At 61.7% G+C, this 15,268-nt stretch carries 9 protein-coding genes and 10 pseudogenes; 3 read left to right on the top strand and 16 right to left on the bottom strand.

Translation table 11 applies throughout. The features are described 5' to 3' along the window. Positions 1 to 91 precede the first annotated feature (91 nt). From NKH13_RS30395 to NKH13_RS30380, 3 genes and pseudogenes are all read right to left on the bottom strand, one after another. A pseudogene (locus tag NKH13_RS30395) lies at positions 92 to 762 on the bottom strand (ArdC family protein); the annotation flags it as partial. Between the two features lie 614 nt (positions 763 to 1,376). After that, positions 1,377 to 3,020, bottom strand: a complete 1,644-nt coding sequence (locus tag NKH13_RS30390) for an MFS transporter (RefSeq protein WP_352916492.1) — start codon at positions 3,018 to 3,020, stop codon at positions 1,377 to 1,379. Between the two features lie 1,321 nt (positions 3,021 to 4,341). Continuing rightward, complete coding sequence (locus NKH13_RS30380; protein ID WP_352916490.1) at positions 4,342 to 4,575, bottom strand: helix-turn-helix domain-containing protein; 234 nt, start codon at positions 4,573 to 4,575, stop codon at positions 4,342 to 4,344. A 98-nt stretch (positions 4,576 to 4,673) separates the two neighbouring features. Here NKH13_RS30380 and NKH13_RS30375 point away from each other — a divergent pair, with 98 nt between their 5' ends. After that, positions 4,674 to 4,925 carry a hypothetical protein gene (locus NKH13_RS30375; RefSeq protein ID WP_352916488.1) on the top strand — a complete coding sequence of 84 codons (252 nt, stop codon included), beginning with the start codon at positions 4,674 to 4,676 and terminating at the stop codon, positions 4,923 to 4,925. A 134-nt stretch (positions 4,926 to 5,059) separates the two neighbouring features. On the opposite strand, the pseudogene NKH13_RS30370 reads toward NKH13_RS30375, so the two are convergent. The 6 genes and pseudogenes from NKH13_RS30370 to NKH13_RS30335 form a co-directional block, all read right to left on the bottom strand. Next, positions 5,060 to 5,479: pseudogene (locus NKH13_RS30370) on the bottom strand (DNA -binding domain-containing protein); the annotation flags it as partial. Then, complete coding sequence (locus NKH13_RS30365) at positions 5,451 to 5,738, bottom strand: transcriptional regulator domain-containing protein (protein WP_352916486.1); 288 nt, start codon at positions 5,736 to 5,738, stop codon at positions 5,451 to 5,453. The gene NKH13_RS30365 and the pseudogene NKH13_RS30370, both read right to left, overlap by 29 nt. A 22-nt stretch (positions 5,739 to 5,760) precedes the next feature. Further along, positions 5,761 to 6,293 (bottom strand): annotated as a pseudogene (locus tag NKH13_RS30360) (acyl-homoserine-lactone synthase). A gap of 124 nt (positions 6,294 to 6,417) precedes the next feature. After that, a pseudogene (locus tag NKH13_RS35790) lies at positions 6,418 to 6,834 on the bottom strand (helix-turn-helix transcriptional regulator); the annotation flags it as partial. Positions 6,835 to 7,328: 494 nt separating this feature from the next. Further along, positions 7,329 to 7,822, bottom strand: a pseudogene (locus tag NKH13_RS30345) (Rossmann-fold NAD(P)-binding domain-containing protein); the annotation flags it as partial. Between the two features lie 1,179 nt (positions 7,823 to 9,001). Next, positions 9,002 to 9,532 (bottom strand): annotated as a pseudogene (locus tag NKH13_RS30335) (IS6 family transposase); the annotation flags it as partial. A 19-nt stretch (positions 9,533 to 9,551) separates the two neighbouring features. Here NKH13_RS30335 and NKH13_RS30330 point away from each other — a divergent pair. Continuing rightward, positions 9,552 to 9,682: pseudogene (locus NKH13_RS30330) on the top strand (IS6 family transposase); the annotation flags it as partial. A 180-nt stretch (positions 9,683 to 9,862) separates the two neighbouring features. Here the strand turns inward: NKH13_RS30330 and NKH13_RS30325 are convergent. From NKH13_RS30325 to NKH13_RS30310, 4 genes and pseudogenes are all read right to left on the bottom strand, one after another. Continuing rightward, positions 9,863 to 10,108: a MoaD/ThiS family protein gene (locus NKH13_RS30325; protein ID WP_352916480.1), complete on the bottom strand. Its 246-nt coding sequence runs from the start codon at positions 10,106 to 10,108 to the stop codon at positions 9,863 to 9,865. After that, positions 10,108 to 11,802 (bottom strand): annotated as a pseudogene (locus NKH13_RS30320) (xanthine dehydrogenase family protein molybdopterin-binding subunit); the annotation flags it as partial. The gene NKH13_RS30325 and the pseudogene NKH13_RS30320, both read right to left, overlap by 1 nt. An 80-nt stretch (positions 11,803 to 11,882) precedes the next feature. Then, a pseudogene (locus NKH13_RS30315) lies at positions 11,883 to 12,035 on the bottom strand (2Fe-2S iron-sulfur cluster-binding protein); the annotation flags it as partial. 28 nt (positions 12,036 to 12,063) lie between these two features. Further along, a complete protein-coding gene (locus NKH13_RS30310; RefSeq protein WP_352916478.1) occupies positions 12,064 to 12,267 on the bottom strand; it encodes an FAD binding domain-containing protein in 204 nt (67 codons plus the stop codon). 25 nt (positions 12,268 to 12,292) lie between these two features. On the opposite strand from NKH13_RS30310, the gene NKH13_RS35785 reads away from it, so the two are divergent. After that, the gene (locus tag NKH13_RS35785; protein WP_502914598.1) at positions 12,293 to 12,556 is read left to right on the top strand and encodes an FAD binding domain-containing protein; all 264 of its coding nucleotides are present in this window, start codon (positions 12,293 to 12,295) and stop codon (positions 12,554 to 12,556) included. A 438-nt stretch (positions 12,557 to 12,994) separates the two neighbouring features. On the opposite strand, the pseudogene NKH13_RS30300 reads toward NKH13_RS35785, so the two are convergent. The 3 genes and pseudogenes from NKH13_RS30300 to NKH13_RS30290 all read right to left on the bottom strand — a co-directional run bounded on the left by NKH13_RS30300 (position 12,995) and on the right by NKH13_RS30290 (position 15,259). Continuing rightward, positions 12,995 to 13,530, bottom strand: a pseudogene (locus tag NKH13_RS30300) (M81 family metallopeptidase). After that, a complete protein-coding gene (locus NKH13_RS30295) occupies positions 13,427 to 13,663 on the bottom strand; it encodes a M81 family metallopeptidase (RefSeq protein ID WP_352916476.1) in 237 nt (78 codons plus the stop codon). Before NKH13_RS30295 ends, NKH13_RS30300 begins: the two are co-directional and overlap by 104 nt. Positions 13,664 to 13,747: 84 nt before the next feature. Next, on the bottom strand, positions 13,748 to 15,259 hold the full coding sequence (locus NKH13_RS30290) for an NAD-dependent succinate-semialdehyde dehydrogenase (protein ID WP_502914597.1): 1,512 nt from the start codon (positions 15,257 to 15,259) through the stop codon (positions 13,748 to 13,750). Positions 15,260 to 15,268 lie beyond the last annotated feature (9 nt).

The raw sequence follows: 15,268 nt of genomic DNA, 5'->3' as shown, positions 1-15,268 counted from the left end.
ATGCGGGCGTAGACATCCGCGCGATCGAGAGAAGCCATGGTCAGGCCCTCCCAGCAACAGGCGTCGCGACAAGGAGGACACTTGCGATGAAACCTAACTCGTGAAGTGACGTGCGGTAGTAGTCGATCTGCTGGAAAAAGGCGGGCTGCGGCGGCACCTGAATGTAATCACCGGCGAGCGTGTAGAAAGCGCGCTCGCCGCCGATACGGAAATCCGCGCCGGATGCGCGAATGAGCGCCTCGGCCTGGGGGATGATTTCGCGCTCGGGCAGCGGCTCGGCGGCGGCATGGAGGTGCTCGGGCAGGCCGTCGCACTGCGCGACGTTGAAGACGGTGAACCGCTTCAAATAGGGCACGGCCTGCGGCTCGTCGCCCTCGGCCCTGGCGCGCTCTTGCTCGTCTTTGGGGATGAAGCGGTCGGCATGCACGATGGTCGTGCCGCGCTCGCCCTTCCTGACATTGCCGCCGAGGGAAAGCGCCTGCCGGAAGGTCAGCCAGTGCTGGCAGGCAAAGCCGCGCTCGATGACCGCGCCCCACAGGATCAGGAAGTTGATGCCGGAACGCGGCGGCCGCTGGCGGCATTCTTCGGCAGTCCAAGATCAGCTTTCGCCCTGCCCCACGGCTTGACCCATGGCACGGTGCCGCGCTCCAGTTCGGCAATAATGCGATCGGTGATCTCCTGATGCAGGCTCGCGCCCGGGCGGCCGCCCTTCTCCTTTGCGCCGGCCTTGCCGCGGGCAGAACGCTTTTCGGTTGCACGCATCGTTTATCCTCCGCTCCAAATCTCCCGCGCCTTTCCCCGGAAGCGGGGTGGGCGGCGAGACGCGACCGGAAAGGCCCGCCCTCGAAGGCGGACCGCATCCGAAGGACCGGAACGAAGAGGAGGACCCGAAGCGGAAGCGAAGGGTTGCGGGATGCCGCGGCGGGCCTAGAAGGGAGTGCCGCCCCGCGCGACCGAGAAAGGCCAACAAATGAACCGCGCCGGCCCGAACGGCCGGCGGCCATCAGCAGCCGACAGGCTGCCCCGCGCCAGGGGGCGAAGCTGGATGGCCGAGACCGCCTGAGCTTGGCGAAGGAAAGCGGGCTCGGTTCACGAGCACCCGGCGCGCGCCACAAGGCGCGCGGGCGCCATTCTAGCTGCAGCTTCGAGTCCAAAGGTCAATTCCAGGCGACCGGATCCGCGAACACTGCTTCTATTTCTGCGGCGGCCTGATCAGTCGCGGGATCAGCGTCAGTGCGGCCGGGCTCTCAGATGAGCAGCGCGACAATCCTGCTTTGCAGCACCAAAACAACGGTAGAGGGCGCAACGCGAGACCCTCTCCTTTGGTAAGCTCGTTTATCGCGCCCGTTCATTCGGCCAACAGCTTCACCATGACGTCACCTCGGAGGACGAGAAACGAATGTCGAGGCACGGCTTCGCGCTGCCTCGGTCGTACGTTCGATCGAAAGCTCGGTGCGTGGAGGAAGCTCGCCATCATGCAAGGCGAGAAGGTTCTGGCCTATTTCCTTGTCCGCTGCCGTGAGCCGGTGATTCAGGCGAAGAAAGTCCATCCAAGTTGGCGTGCGGAATGTCTCTGTCCAAAGTGAAGGCGTTCGGAGGTTGCGCTGCAGCGTCCAGTTTCGCGCACCGGCACGGCTAAGGGCGTGGCGCTTTGCGCGCATGCAGCCCAGAAAGGCGTCGATATTCTTCTCCGATATGGAATAGTCGACCTTGGCAACGATCGGGCCACTCCTGGGCTTCAGATCGAGTGCCAGCTCCGGTGCAGAAAAATCCGAACTTTCCTGGTCCGTTTCTTCCCATGGACGTATTGGCAACAGTATACCCGCTGCCGCAACAAGCAACAGAGCCCCGGCGGCGGCCTGCAAAGCCAAGGTCAAGGAGTAGCTCTGCGCGACGGAACCCCAGATCCAGCTGCCCGCAGCCATACCGCCAGCGCTCAAGGCGTAGTAGATCGAGAGCGTGCGGCCGACAACCCACCTTGGGCTTGCCAGCTGCACCGACACGTCAATGCCTGTCCAGGTGATAAGCCAACCCGCGCCACCGAGTGCCAGCGAAATGGCCGCCACAGGGACCGACGATGTAAGTGCAAGGCAAAGGCAACATGCCGCACAAGCGACAGAAGCAAAGGCCACCAGCCTGTTTTGAGACGTGATCCGCCTCAGGAAGCCGTTGCTCATGCCCGCGATGAAGGCGCCCATGCCGAAGCCGGCCAATAGAATGCCGTAGACGATCGGCCCGCTCTTCAACTGATCCCGGACGACGAGAGGCAGCAGCGCGAGGATGGAGATGCTTGCCAAGCCGAAAAGGGTTGCACGGGCGATCGCCGCCCTAATCTCCAAGGACATCACCGTGAAGCGCACTCCGTCGTGAATCGCCATCGTCATTCTCTCGCGAGGGAGAGGCGAAGAGCGAACTTTCCATTTGGTGCGGCATATTGCGCTTAGAGGCGCCAGATCACTTAGCGCGGCCAAGGCGAAAGCGGCCAGCGGTCCAAAGAGGGCCAGGATCGTCCCACCCAGAGCGGGTCCTATGCTGCGTACGATATTGTATCCGACAGACATAAGCGTCACCGCAGCCGGAATGTCGCGCTTGTCAAGGATATCGCCAACAGAGGCATGCCAGGCCGGATCATTCAAGGCGAAGCCGCAGCCAGCCAGGAACCCCAATCCGAGTATCAGCCAGGGATGGACAAATCCCAGACCCACAGAAATCATCAGCGTCGTTGATGCCAATGCTATCAAGCAGTGTCCCGCAAACATCACCCATCGGCGGCTGAAGTTATCGGCGATGGCTCCAGCGAGAATTGAGAGGAGGAACACCGGTAATGTGGAGGCAGCCTGCACGAGTGCGACCATAAGATCGGACGCCGAAATGGTGGCCATCAGCCAGCTGATGGCAACCGTTTGCACGAGCCACCCGAGACTGGATATTTGTGTGGCCGTCCAGATCGAGCGAAATGCCGGGTTGCGAAGCGGGGCAAGCGTTGTTGGGACGGACGGACGGGGGTCTTCGCGCTTCATTTCCGTTCACCCTCGACTTGCAATTATCTGAATCAGGGCTGCAACAAATGCCGTATGCTAATTTGAGTGTGGGCCCCGTAGTGAATAACGCGGCGGCTAACGTGTTTTGTTCCGACTGGTAGGATCGCCTCCGGGAAACGTAGCGCAGGGGCGGGTACGACCTCTAGACGTCAGTTGTTCTTGGTCGCGCGAATATGTTCTGGTCGCGCGAATAACCTCCAGTATGCGCCACGCGGTCTAGAGTTCGCCAATATAATGTCCCGGAGGGTGGGATCGTGTTTTCAGATGGAGCGACGAATTCGCAGCGAAACGCTCGCACCCGAAACCGCGAGCTGGAGATGTCGGTCGGCACGCCGCACAGAACATGTTGGCCGCCGTCGAACTGAAAATAGGACCGTTGCACGGCACGACAGCGCCCTCAATTCAAGCGGCGGTGTCGCCGACCATTAGGACACCTGTTCCGCGACAGCCGACAAGACGTGTGAGCACCGGCGCGCACAGAACGCCCCCAGCGCGCCAGGTCGACGCAGGGCGATGATGTCGAGCAATGTCCGATGTTCCAGCCATTCAGCTCGCTTCAGTGCATGGACCAGATCAAGCCGGCATGCCGAATTGCGCCGCAAGAACTCCCAGGCTCGTCGGGTCAGATGTCGTACGGGTTCTTATCACACCAATCCGGCCAGTATCGGCGGCGCTGCGTTCCGCAAGGCCCACCACCCAGGCCCACTTGAAGCACGGAAGCAACGATCTGACATCACGCGGCCCTGCAGGCCACCGGACGCCCAAAAAATGGCCCATGAAAACCGCCGTTTCGGCGAACGGCCTCCAGCATCTCCATAGAGGTGTCCAGATATCCGGCCACGGCGCGGGTCTTGCTAATAGTGTGGAGTGGAGCAGTCGCCGATCCGCGCGAGTGGCCAGCCGGCGGCGAAGGATGCGCTCCGCGCGCAGATCGGTGACGTGACAATCCTGATCGCCGCGCCGCATCCAGCTTCAGTCACAGCCGATGGCGCGTACGATGGTGATCCCGCGTACCGTGTTGTCGCCTAGCGTTATCATTCCACCACGATCCACCGGAGTGCCGAGCACCAACGCGGAGACGGCGTCGCCCACGCAGTGCGACCGGCACCTCCAGTTGATTCAAGAGCGTGGTCGGCTCAGTTGGCAGAAGTCCGTCAACTACGGGCGGAGGTCATGGGGCGAGGTGGCGATGATGCGCTACAAACCCTAATCGGTGGGATGGCCGAGATCGCTTGAGCCTGGCGAAGAAAGCGGGCTCAGTTCACGAGCAATCGGCGCGCTTAAGGCGCGCAGGCGCCTACTATGACCGGAAGCTGGACAGAATCTCGCACGGATCAGCGTCAAGGGCCGCGGCTACGTCGAGAAACTCAATGATATCGAGACGCCGCTCTCCACCCTCGTACTTGGCCACGAAGGATTGCGGCCGACCAAGCTTCTCAGCGACCTGCACCTGGGTCAGGCCTTTGGCATTGCGCAGCGATATTAGCTTGGTCAAAAGCCTCTGGTTGCGAGGCGATCGAAGAGATTTGGGCATATAGGCGAACCGGTCATTTAAAGACCGGCTCAGCGACTAATCCCAGTTTGGGATATGTTGGTTGCGTTAGCGCTTAACTGACGAGGTTCGCAGCAGCCATGAACCGATCAACGGGAACAGATAAGACCCAAAGCTCAACTCTGTACGACGAAGTCCCCTGGTCAGACAGCATTTACCTACGCATCCTCGACGCCTGCGCCTACAATGCCAGCGTAGAGGAAATGGCCGATCTCATTCTCGGCATCGACCCGATCCTTGAACCGGTCCGCGCCCGCAAGGCTGTTCGCAGCCGTATCGACCGTGCGAACTGGATGGTGACGACCGGTTGCAAGCAACTGTTCGCCGGCTGAACTACAACGCGGATTGCGACGCCTTTCAGACGAGTTCCCGGTACCCGCCATTCATCAGCGCGCGGCCACGAGAGACGATCGCGCAGGTGATCGCGAGTATCGTTCCAGTCGGATTGGACGCGCCCTTCGCCGATCAGCGCCTCGGCAATCTCGCGATGGGATGCTCCGGCACGCGACCCGTCGAGGGCGCGAAGAACGAAGGTCAATCGGGCGCCGCGTCTTTCGGGCGGAAACAGGCGGGCGGGCAGTTCTCCATCGAGACAAAGGGCATTGAGACCCTCGAGCGCCCACAAGCGATGCTTCAGAAGTGCTGCGGGCCAAATCGCCTCAGCACGCAGGCAAACGGGCCGCAGGATATCCGCACCGGAAACCGCGAGCTGGAGGGTATGCTCCGCATTGCGAAGATGGATATGCTGACTCTCGTCTGGCCCTAGTAGGACTGTCGCCCGACATGACAATGCCGTCAGGCCGAACGGCGGTGCGGTTGGCGATGCAGACGGCTGTTCCGCGACGACCGGCAATACATTAACGCACCGGCGCGGACACCAGAACACGGCCGCACTGCGCCCGTAAGACTGGGCGAAACAAAACACCCCAGCCGGAGAGATCGCCGGCCGAAGCGATCACGTCGACAAGGGCTCCGCGAGACAGTGTATTGCCCTGCTGGAGCGCAGCGAGCAGATCACGCTGGAATGCCGGGTTACGACGCAAGAACTCCCAGGCCCATCCACCCGACGTCAAATGAGCGGTGCAGTCATAGGAGCAGTGATCCTGCCAGTCCTGATCGGCATCTGGCGCGACAGATATGGGCATGACTGTGCTCCCCCGCGCGTGATCATGCCACCCGGCGAAGCACCGGCGCCCACAGCACCGGACCGCCAATGCCACCGTTTTGCCGCACCACTTGGAGGACCGGTGGTGAAACTTCGAGATAGCCTGCCAGGGCGCGGGTGACGCCAATGGTTTGCGGCTCGCCGATTCGACTAAGCGGCCAGCCGGCGCGACGAAGGATGCGCTCCATGCGCAAGTCGGTGACCGTTACGATATGGCTGAGCTGGCGCGAGAGGCCTAACTCGATCATGCCGGCGAAGAGTTCGTAGGTGGCGATCGCAATGCCGCCCGAACCCTTCGGTGCGGACGAGGCAATGTGGAGGGCAGGAGGCGCACGCAACCATCGACGGAACCGTCAAACCCGCGGAGCAGCAGGTAGTGCGGTCTCAATGCGTCAAATGAATCGATCTCGTAGCCGCCATTTCCTCGCACCTCCCAGTCGAGCCTCTCCTTGAAGACGCGGTAGCGCAGGCGATGCATTGCATGCAGGTCGTCAGCAAAGTCCTCGTAGCAGTCGGGTGCAATCAGCTGGATCATCAAAAGCGTCCTCGCGGGGAAATTTCCCCGGTATTGGAGGCGAAGCTTTACGCTTGCGCAGCCTGTGCGGTTGCACAGGGTAGACTGTCAGTGATGCGAGGATTTCGAATTCACGGAAACGCGCAACCAACTGGCTTCTGGTGGTTACGCCGAGCTTCCTGCGGGCGTTATCGAGATGAAACGCGGCCGTGCGCCGCGTGATCCCAAGGATGCAGCCGATCTCCCAGGCCGTCTTGCCACGTGCTGCCCATTGGAGGCACTCGTATTCGCGCGCCGTCAAAGGCACACCATCGACGATCCGGTCAGCGGACAGTTTTCGTCGAACGATGCTCTGGTACTGGTGCTCAAGATAGCGCGCTGTCCAGTGCGCCGGATAGTTTGAGATCAGCGTGGGCTTATCACTAGACCGCGGCGGCAGCGAGAGCTAGGCGAAGGCTAATAAGTCGAGTTGTGAGGTCACATCGTCCAAGGCGCTGCGGAAATCGACCTCATCGACACCTTCCGAAAGCTGTTCCAAAAATCTTTCGAAGACAGATTGCATGTCTGCCCTTGTCAGCACCTTCCTTGGGTCTTCGGCAATTGCTTGCAGGTGGAAGCAAGTCCAGGTGCTCGACATCATAAGCGTTTCATATGGAGCATATTGTTCTTCTCAATATCCATTTACTGGCGCGATGCAGTGGACCTGCAACGTCGCCGACGCGCTGTAAACGCCCCCATCCAGCGCTTGGAAATGGCGCCCTGCCGGTGGGGAGGACACCGGCAGGGCGCGCCGCGCATAGGTCTCGGTCGCGTGACGACCGGACAGCGGCGGCAGTTTGTAGCTTCGGCTGGGCCGATTTCGGCCGCTCGCGCCCACCGGTAGGTAAGGGGGGGTGAACCAACCATAGACGCAGACAGTCGGTGGACGCGTCCAAATCTTCGGGTTGCGCAGCGCCGACAGAAAGGTGCCGGACCCGAGAAATCGCCCCTCCGATTGGCTGGATCAATTTCGCCATCGCTCGCCTGCGCCCTTCGTGATGCTCCGAAACTAACGGCTCAGATGCCTATGGCCTCATATGCGGCTGCGACCTGTCGAATGGACGCGACATCGGCAGCCGTCCGGTAGTCGCCGAGTTCCGGCTGCTCCTCAACGAGGTCGGCGATACGAGCCCAGGTGCTGCGCATGACGTCCTCTAGGCCGGATTGAATGAGATCGATCTCAGCGCCGCCTTCAAGAAACTCGTCGCGCATATCGGCGGGAAACGTCTTGCCTGTCATCCGCTCGAGCGCAGTGGCGATCGTCTGGTTGCGCCGTTCCCGCCGCCGCCTTTCCATCAAGCCGAATGGAATGTGGGTCAGGTTCTTCACCCGTTCGAAATAGCTCACGACCACACCGCCCGCGTTGACATAGAGATCGGTGAGGATCGTCCCGCCTCGGGAACGCAGGATTGATCGGCCTGGAAGGTGACCGGGCCATTAGCGGCTTCGACGATGAGATGCGCCTTGATGCGCTCGGCGTTGTCGATGTGAATGGCGTTCTCCAATTCTGCATCCCTGTTCGAGGTCGGTTTTCTCGCGCGCGCGCTTCCGTTAGTTGAGGGTCTTCACTTCGGTAGCGGCGCGAACTGTTCCCTCGGTTGCTCCGTCAGCGAATTCAACAACCTTCAGACCACCAACCACCACGTCCGGCGCCCAAGGGTCGTGACGATGCGGGCCACAACGATATATGCGGTTGAGCGGCAGATCTGTTCTTCACTGCTTCGGTCCGCCGTGTTTGCCGGTATATCCAGCCGTCACCTACCGTTGATGAAAGCTGATAGCTCGTGGCGTTGGACATTTTGCATGCTCTGCTGGAGTGAATTCTTGCCAGTGCGAGACCGGCCGATATCCGAACCGTGGGCTCCCTCCTCTGCAGTTTCATCGCGATGGTCGCGGCGGTCAAATATGGAATATCGCCCAACACCATCTCGAATCCAGATTGATACGGCTCAGGCAGCCGCGGAAGAGCGTGCACTGGAACTTGGTTTGATGGATGTGCCTAAGCCCGGTCCGGAGCCGTGCCTGACCAGTGCCTACTCTCGATCGATGTCCTGACGACCTTGGGGATCAGCTTGCGGACCGCAGAGACGGCTGGAGAGCGGTCATCTATGCGCCGAAGCCCAGACGGCGGAATCATCATCAAGTCAGCCGTAGCTGTCTTTGGTTGATAAAGGCGGCGTTGTATGGCGTACTTTTATCGCGATGCCCTCCATATGACCCTGACACGATAGGACCGGCGTCGGCAGACATCGTTGCAGAATCCGGTTGGCCAGGCGCTTTCGGGGCACGCCGGGGTTTGGCTGGTATTGGCATAGGCCTTTCAGGCTGCGGTCGGTGGCGACATCTGCGTCACCTCTAGAGTTCACGTTCGTTGGCCCCTCCGGTTGAGGATTCATGGTGGGTCTACCCGCCATCCGTCCAAGGCTCTATGGGAAAGCCGGAGGCGCAGGGCAGTCTGACAACCTGCCAAGACCAAGGTACCGCATTACCAGTATTGCCGCTTTTCCAATCGATAATTCGCCACCTGAAATCCCCGGACCTGTTTGGCGCCATCGACCTCAATGCCGGCACTTGGCACGCCAGTTAGTAGGGGGACCATTCGAGGTTCATAACCCGTCGACCGGCGAATTGCTGGCGGGGCGTTGTCACGTTGTTTGAAATGTGACCGCGTGAGGCCGACACCGCGCTTTTCAGGCAGGCCGTGCACTCACGGCTTCCCACGCGGCCATAGCGTGGCGTCGATGGGTTCGAATTTGTGCTGCGGAGCGGTTGGTCTGGGATGGGACGAAGAGATTTCGGACGGCGGAGAAGATCGACACGAAATGCTGCATTGAGCCGACCGACCGGAAACCCTGTCGCGTTCGTTCCCGTTTCGGAACGGCAGGTGAGAATTCTCCGCCCGGTTGTTCAAGCCTTTATGCGAGCGTATTCCACGTTCGGCATGAGCTGGCGTTTGGCGCCCCGTAGGAGCGCAACGTGTCGGTGATCACACGCTTTGGCGGTAGACCCTGCTTCTTCAGAAGTCGCGTCAGCAGGCGCCTGGCGGCCTTGGTGTTGCGACGCGTCTGGACAGTCTCGTCGAGCACATATCCGTCCTGATCAACCTTCCACAACCAGCATTTTTGACCGTTGATGCGCACCACGACTTTATCCAGGTGCCAGACATCGTCTTTCGTTGGTGCCTTGCGGCGTATGCGGCGCGCATAATCAGGGCCGGGCTTTCGGTCGGATAGCGGTGGTGTCTGGTTCTACTTCCGCTTCAATCTGAGCTTGCGCGATGTCGAGGAAATGCTGTTCGATCGCGGGATCGTCGTTTCCTACGAGACTATCCGCCGATAGTGCCGAAGCACGGCCCTGATTATGCGCGCCGGCGTGGTCACGTTGTTTAAAATGTAGCCGCGTGAGGCCTACACCGCGCTTTTCAGACAGGCCGTGCACTCACGGCTTCCCACGCGGCCATGGCGTGGCGTCGATGGGTTCGAATTTGTGCTGCGGAGCGGTTGGTCTGGGATGGGACGAAGAGATTGCGACCGCCGTTGACAATTGTCCAGCTATCCTCCGGCAAGACGCGGCAGCAGGAATATCTCGGCGCCTTTTGGCAATTCCTTCGACCAGGTGTCGCGATAGATCGTCCCGTCGATGGCGACGGCGATGCCGCGGTCGATCAAGGGCTCGAGGCCAGGATACTGCTCAGCCAGCTTCCTGAACAGCTCCCGAATATCCTTCGCCTCGATCTCGACCTTGCTCTTGCCTCCGGCAATTGCGCCGAGCGATCCCCAGAGCGTTACTTCGACCATCAGCCTCCCCGTTCCGCCTCGATCGCCGCGAGAATCCGCGGCGGCGACATCGGGATATGCGTCATCCGCACGCCCACGGCGTTCGACACCGCATTGGCGATCGCCGCCAGCGGCGGCACGATCGAGGTCTCGCCGACGCCACGCACCCCGTAAGGATGGTTGGGATTGGGGATCTCGAGGATCTGCGTGTCGATCATCGGCAGGTCCGAGCAGACCGGGATGCGGTAGTCGAGGAAGCCGGGGTTCTGCAGCCGCCCGTCCTTGCCGTAGATGTACTCTTCGTTGAGCGCCCAGCCGATGCCTTGCGCAGCACCCCCCTGGTACTGCCCCTCGACATAGGTCGGGTGCACCGCCTTGCCGGCATCTTGCACGACTGTGTAGCGCAGGACCCTTGTCGCGCCGGTCTCCGGATCGACCTCGATATCGCAGATATGGGTGGCGAAGGAGACGCCGGCGCCGTCGGCGACGAGCTCGCTGTGGCCGGCGATCGGCCCGCCCGTTTTTCCTGACGCGGCCGCAATCTCCTTCAGCGACAGCGCCGCAAGATTGCCGTACTTCTCGCCCTTGGCGATGGCGTGGCCCTTTTCCCAGACCACGTCGTCGACGGGAATGTCCCACGTCTGTGCGGCGCGTTCCCGCAACACCTTGATGGCGTTGCGTGCCGCCGAGATCGTCGCCATCGAGGAGGAGAACGTGCCGCGGCTGCCGTCCGTCATGTCGTTGTAGCCAAGGCTGGACGTATCGGCGACCACCGCCTTGATCTGCTCATAGGGGATACCAAGCTCCTCCGCCGCCACCAGCGAAAGCGAGGCGCGCGAACCACCCACGTCAACGGTTCCGACGGCAAGCGAGACCGAACCGTCCATGCCGATGTTGAGGTCGGTGAAGGTCTGGCCGCCGAAATTGAACCAGAAGCCGCAGGCCATTCCGCGGCCCTGATTCTTGCCGAGCGGCGCCTTCATATGCGGGTGGTTCTTCACCGCCTCCAGCGTCGGCCCGATGCAGATCGGGCCGTATACCGGGCCGTAGGAGGATCTGGTGCCTTCCTGCGCCGCATTCCTGATCCGGAACTCGACCGGGTCCATGCCGATCTCCTTGGCCAGCTCGTCGACGGCACTTTCCACCGCAAACGCAGCCATCGGCGCCGATGGCGCGCGATAGGCCGCGGTCTTCGGCCGGTTGACCAGCACTTCGTAGCCGACCGTCTTGACGTTAGCGAGATTGTAACAGGCAAACGCGGTCATGGCGCCGAGCTCGGCCCACATACCGGCATAAGGGCCGCAGGAATAGCGCAGCGTCGCCTCGGCCGCGGTGATCGTTCCGTCCTTGCGGGCGCCGATTCTGACGTCGATCGAGGTGGCGCTGGTCGGCCCGGAGGCCCGAAACACCTCGTCGCGCGTCATCACCAGCTTGACCGGCCGTCCGGCCTTGCGCGACAGCGCCAGCGCCACCGGCTCGGCCCAGACATGGGTCTTGCCGCCGAAGCCGCCGCCGATCTCCGATGAGGTGACGCGCAGCTTGGAAGCTTCCATGCCAAGCAGTTGGGCGCAATGCTGGCGGTAGACGAAATGCCCCTGCGTACAGACCCAGAGGTCGGCGGTGTCGGAGCTGACGCTCGCCACGCAGGCATGCGGCTCGATATAGCCCTGGTGCGTCTGCTCGGTCTTGAAGGAGCGTTCGGCGACGATGAAGGGCGGCTTTGTCGAACCCGACCTGATCGTCGACATCAAGGCGATCGACGGACTGGGCGAGATCAGGGAAACGGCGGAGGGCCGCTGCAGGCGCCGCAGTCGCCGGTGCTGCAGCCTTCCTTGGCGCCGGTCAGCCCGAGCCGATCGCGCAGCACGTCGAGCAGCGTCTCGTCAGGCTGGCAGAGATATTCGACGCTGTCGCCGTTGATTGTCGTTGAAACCGCTACACCAGCCATCATTTGCCTCCTGCACGCGCATAGGCGGTCATGGCGGCCGCCTGGCCAGCACGCCCGCAACCTTCCGTCTGAACTCGATCGTGCCCCGCTTGTCGTCGATGGGGCGGCAGGCGCCCGAACAGACCTTGGCCAGCCGCTCGAGTGCCGCTTCGTCCAGCTTCCTGCCGATAAGGGCCTCGGCTGCCTCTTCGACCAGCAGCACCGTGGGCGCGGCCGCACCCACCTTCAGCATCGGTGCGGCGGTCTCCTGCGCCCTGATGGGAGAGAGCGCGGCCTTGAACAGGCAGTGGCCGGGCGTCGTCGAAGCGGCGAAGCTGATTGGCTCGAAACAGGTGCAGGGACGCTGCACAATCGTCGGCAATCTCTGCAACGCCTCGCCGGCGGCCGACAGCGTGCCGGCACTGGTAGCCGCAGGCGCCACGCGGGCCGCCTTGACGACACCTTGCTCATCCAGCGTCAGGTTCACCCCGGCGCTGACCACGGCGATGTCCATCTCCGTGCGTGGAATGAAACGCAGATAGGCATCGCCGGAGCGAGGCGCGCGCCTGTCGAGCAGGATCGCCTCGATGATCTCTCCCTTGGCGAGCGACGTCTTGCCTGGCCCGGTCGGCACGGCCTCCACGGGAACCGTGCGCCTGCCTCCCGGCCCGGCTAATGCCCTGGCGTGCGAGAGCAGTTCACTGATGATAACGGTTCCATCTCCCGCCGTCCCTGCGAGCACTCGATCGCCCTGATCGCCAACGATGACCGGCCCCTGCAGACTTCCCGCCGCCACATCCGCGAGCATGTCCTCGAGAGGCACGAAATCCGGCTTGAAGGCGAACCGTCTCAGCCAAAGCTCGTGTGCCAGCCGGGCTGCGATCTTGGCGGCCAAATCCGCCGCTCCATCAGTGGTCACCGTGATGCACTGGCCGCCGTCGGAAACGTCGACGAGCATCGTCGTGTTGTAATCGAAATGTCTAGGACGGACGGCCCCTGCGCCGAGATCTGGCGACGCAACCGGTGTACCAGAGCGGCCCGCGCGCGGTTTCCATCTGGACGCCTACGATCATAGGTAGGCGCACGGCGGCCGTAACCGGTAGAATCCTGTCCTGGAGCATCGCGAGCATGAGTTCCGCGGCTCGTTCCCCCGCGAGAGCATAGTCTGTATGCGGGTTCTCCTTGCAGGCGACGAAGAAGTCGGCGTTCCCAAGCATGGCGTCGGTGACGTGAGCGTGCAGGTCGAGGCTGACGGCGATGACGACCCGCGGCCCGATGGCTTTCCGAATTCGGCGATGAGATCGCCCTCAGGATCGTCTAGCGTTTCGGTCACCATGGCCCCGTGAAGGTCGAGGTAAACACCGTCTGGCTCCGCCTCTCGTACTGCTGCGACAATGTCATCACGCAGGCGTTCATAGACGGCATCGACAATCGGCCCCGCCCGGCGGAGCCACTGCTGAGAGGCCAGGTAAGGATGCGCGCTCCTGCACGCTCGAGACGTCTGTGGGCCGGCCAAGCGATGCGTTGGAGACCTGTGCCTTGGCCGTGAGCGCAGGCCCGCGAACAACGCAGAAGCTGGAAAACGTCGTTTGGATCGCGCTAAAGCTATTGCCCTCGTGGAACAGGCTTGACACGAACACCCGGACCATTTTGCTCTCCATCATGCACCAAATAGCGCTAATCATATAATGTTAACATCGCTTGTCTGTCTGGGGAGCAGAGGCGGTGTTTGACTAGATGCCGGCAATAAGCATCAACTTCAGGTCCGTGTACTCTTCGATGCCGTGGCGTGATCCTTCGCGACCGATGCCCGACTCCTTGATGCCTCCGAAGGGAGCGAGCTCGGTTGAGAGACGTCCACTATTGATCGCGACCATGCCGTACTCAAGCGCCTCTGCGACGCACCAGATGCGGCCGATATCGCGTGCATAGAAGTAGGCGGCGAGGCCGAACTCGGTGTCGTTCGCCATCGCGATCACGTCCTCGTCACCGCTGAACCGGAACAGAGCGGCAAGCGGTCCGAACGTCTCTTCTCGGGCGACCTTCATCGACTGGGTGACGTCGGAAAGCACGGTCGGCTTGTAGAAGGTGCCACCTAGCTCATGACGAGTACCCCCCGTCAGTATGCGCGCACCCTTCGCCACTGCGTCGGCAATATGCTCCTCCACCTTCGCAACCGCGGCTTGGTTTATCAGCGGTCCCTGGGCAATGCCTTCGGCCATGCCGTCCCCGACCTGGAGCCGCGTAACTTCGGTCGCAAGCTTGTCGGCAAACGCATCGTAGATGGAATCCTGGACATAGATGCGGTTCGCGCAAACACAGGTCTGGCCCATGTTGCGGAATTTCGACGCCATCGCTCCGGCGACAGCCGCATCGATATCGGCGTCATCGAAGACGATGAAGGGAGCGTTACCACCCAATTCGAGCGCGAGTTTCTTCACGGTTGTCGCACACTGCGCCATCAGGAGCTTCCCGACCGCCGTGGAACCGGTGAAACTCAGCACGCGGACATCCGAGCTGTCGCAGAGTGCCTTTCCGATCGCGTGAGCATTTCCCGTCACTATATTGAGGACGCCGGCGGGCAAGCCTGCCTCCTGACCCAGGGCCGCAATGGCGAATGCCGTGAGCGGTGTTTCCAGCGCAGGTTTGACGATGGCCGTGCAGCCAGCCGCCAGGGCCGGGCCAACTTTGCGGGTTACCATCGCCGCCGGAAAGTTCCAGGGCGTGATTGCGGCAACGACGCCCGCTGGTTGACGGATCACCACAATGCGGCCGTCCTGGATGTGGCTTGGAATTGTCTCGCCATAGATCCGCTTTGCTTCTTCGGCGTAGAATTCCAAAAAGGAGGCCGCGTAGAGGATTTCGGCCTTGGCTTCAGACAACGGCTTGCCCTGTTCGCTGGTTAGTATCCGAGCCAACTCGTCGGCATTTTCCACCACAAGATCGTGCCATCGGCGCAAAGTCGTCGATCGCTCCTTGGCAAGGAGCCCTGCCCAAGCCGGGAACGCCCGCTTGGCCGCTGCGATGGCCTTGGCAGTCTCTGCCGCGCCGAAATCGGGAACCTTCGCGATTTCTTCGTTGGTTGAGGGATTGAGCACCGGCAATTCAGGCTCCCCCACCCATTCGCCATCCACGAGGCATTGCGTCGGCCAGCGCTGTCGCATTTCAGACTTCTTGGTTGTCTTGGTGCGTTCAGCGATTTCGTCAGCGGCACGTTTCGCCAGTTCAAAGTCAGGCATAGTCATGTGGTTCCA

Origin of the sequence: Mesorhizobium sp. M1348, assembly GCF_040317925.1 — a bacterium.
In the GTDB taxonomy this organism is placed as follows: domain Bacteria; phylum Pseudomonadota; class Alphaproteobacteria; order Rhizobiales; family Rhizobiaceae; genus Mesorhizobium.
This window is presented reverse-complemented; position numbering and strand designations above follow the sequence as displayed.

What these genes read in the sequence shown, in the direction of transcription:
- NKH13_RS30390 (WP_352916492.1), bottom strand. Translation starts at nt 3,020, where the DNA reads ATGAAGCGCGAAGACCCCCGTCCGTCCGTCCCAACAACGCTTGCCCCG.
- NKH13_RS30380 (WP_352916490.1), bottom strand. Translation starts at nt 4,575, where the DNA reads ATGCCCAAATCTCTTCGATCGCCTCGCAACCAGAGGCTTTTGACCAAG.
- NKH13_RS30375 (WP_352916488.1), top strand. Translation starts at nt 4,674, where the DNA reads ATGAACCGATCAACGGGAACAGATAAGACCCAAAGCTCAACTCTGTAC.
- NKH13_RS30365 (WP_352916486.1), bottom strand. Translation starts at nt 5,738, where the DNA reads ATGCCCATATCTGTCGCGCCAGATGCCGATCAGGACTGGCAGGATCAC.
- NKH13_RS30325 (WP_352916480.1), bottom strand. Translation starts at nt 10,108, where the DNA reads ATGGTCGAAGTAACGCTCTGGGGATCGCTCGGCGCAATTGCCGGAGGC.
- NKH13_RS30310 (WP_352916478.1), bottom strand. Translation starts at nt 12,267, where the DNA reads ATGCTGAAGGTGGGTGCGGCCGCGCCCACGGTGCTGCTGGTCGAAGAG.
- NKH13_RS35785 (WP_502914598.1), top strand. Translation starts at nt 12,293, where the DNA reads ATGGGAGAGAGCGCGGCCTTGAACAGGCAGTGGCCGGGCGTCGTCGAA.
- NKH13_RS30295 (WP_352916476.1), bottom strand. Translation starts at nt 13,663, where the DNA reads ATGGTCCGGGTGTTCGTGTCAAGCCTGTTCCACGAGGGCAATAGCTTT.
- NKH13_RS30290 (WP_502914597.1), bottom strand. Translation starts at nt 15,259, where the DNA reads ATGACTATGCCTGACTTTGAACTGGCGAAACGTGCCGCTGACGAAATC.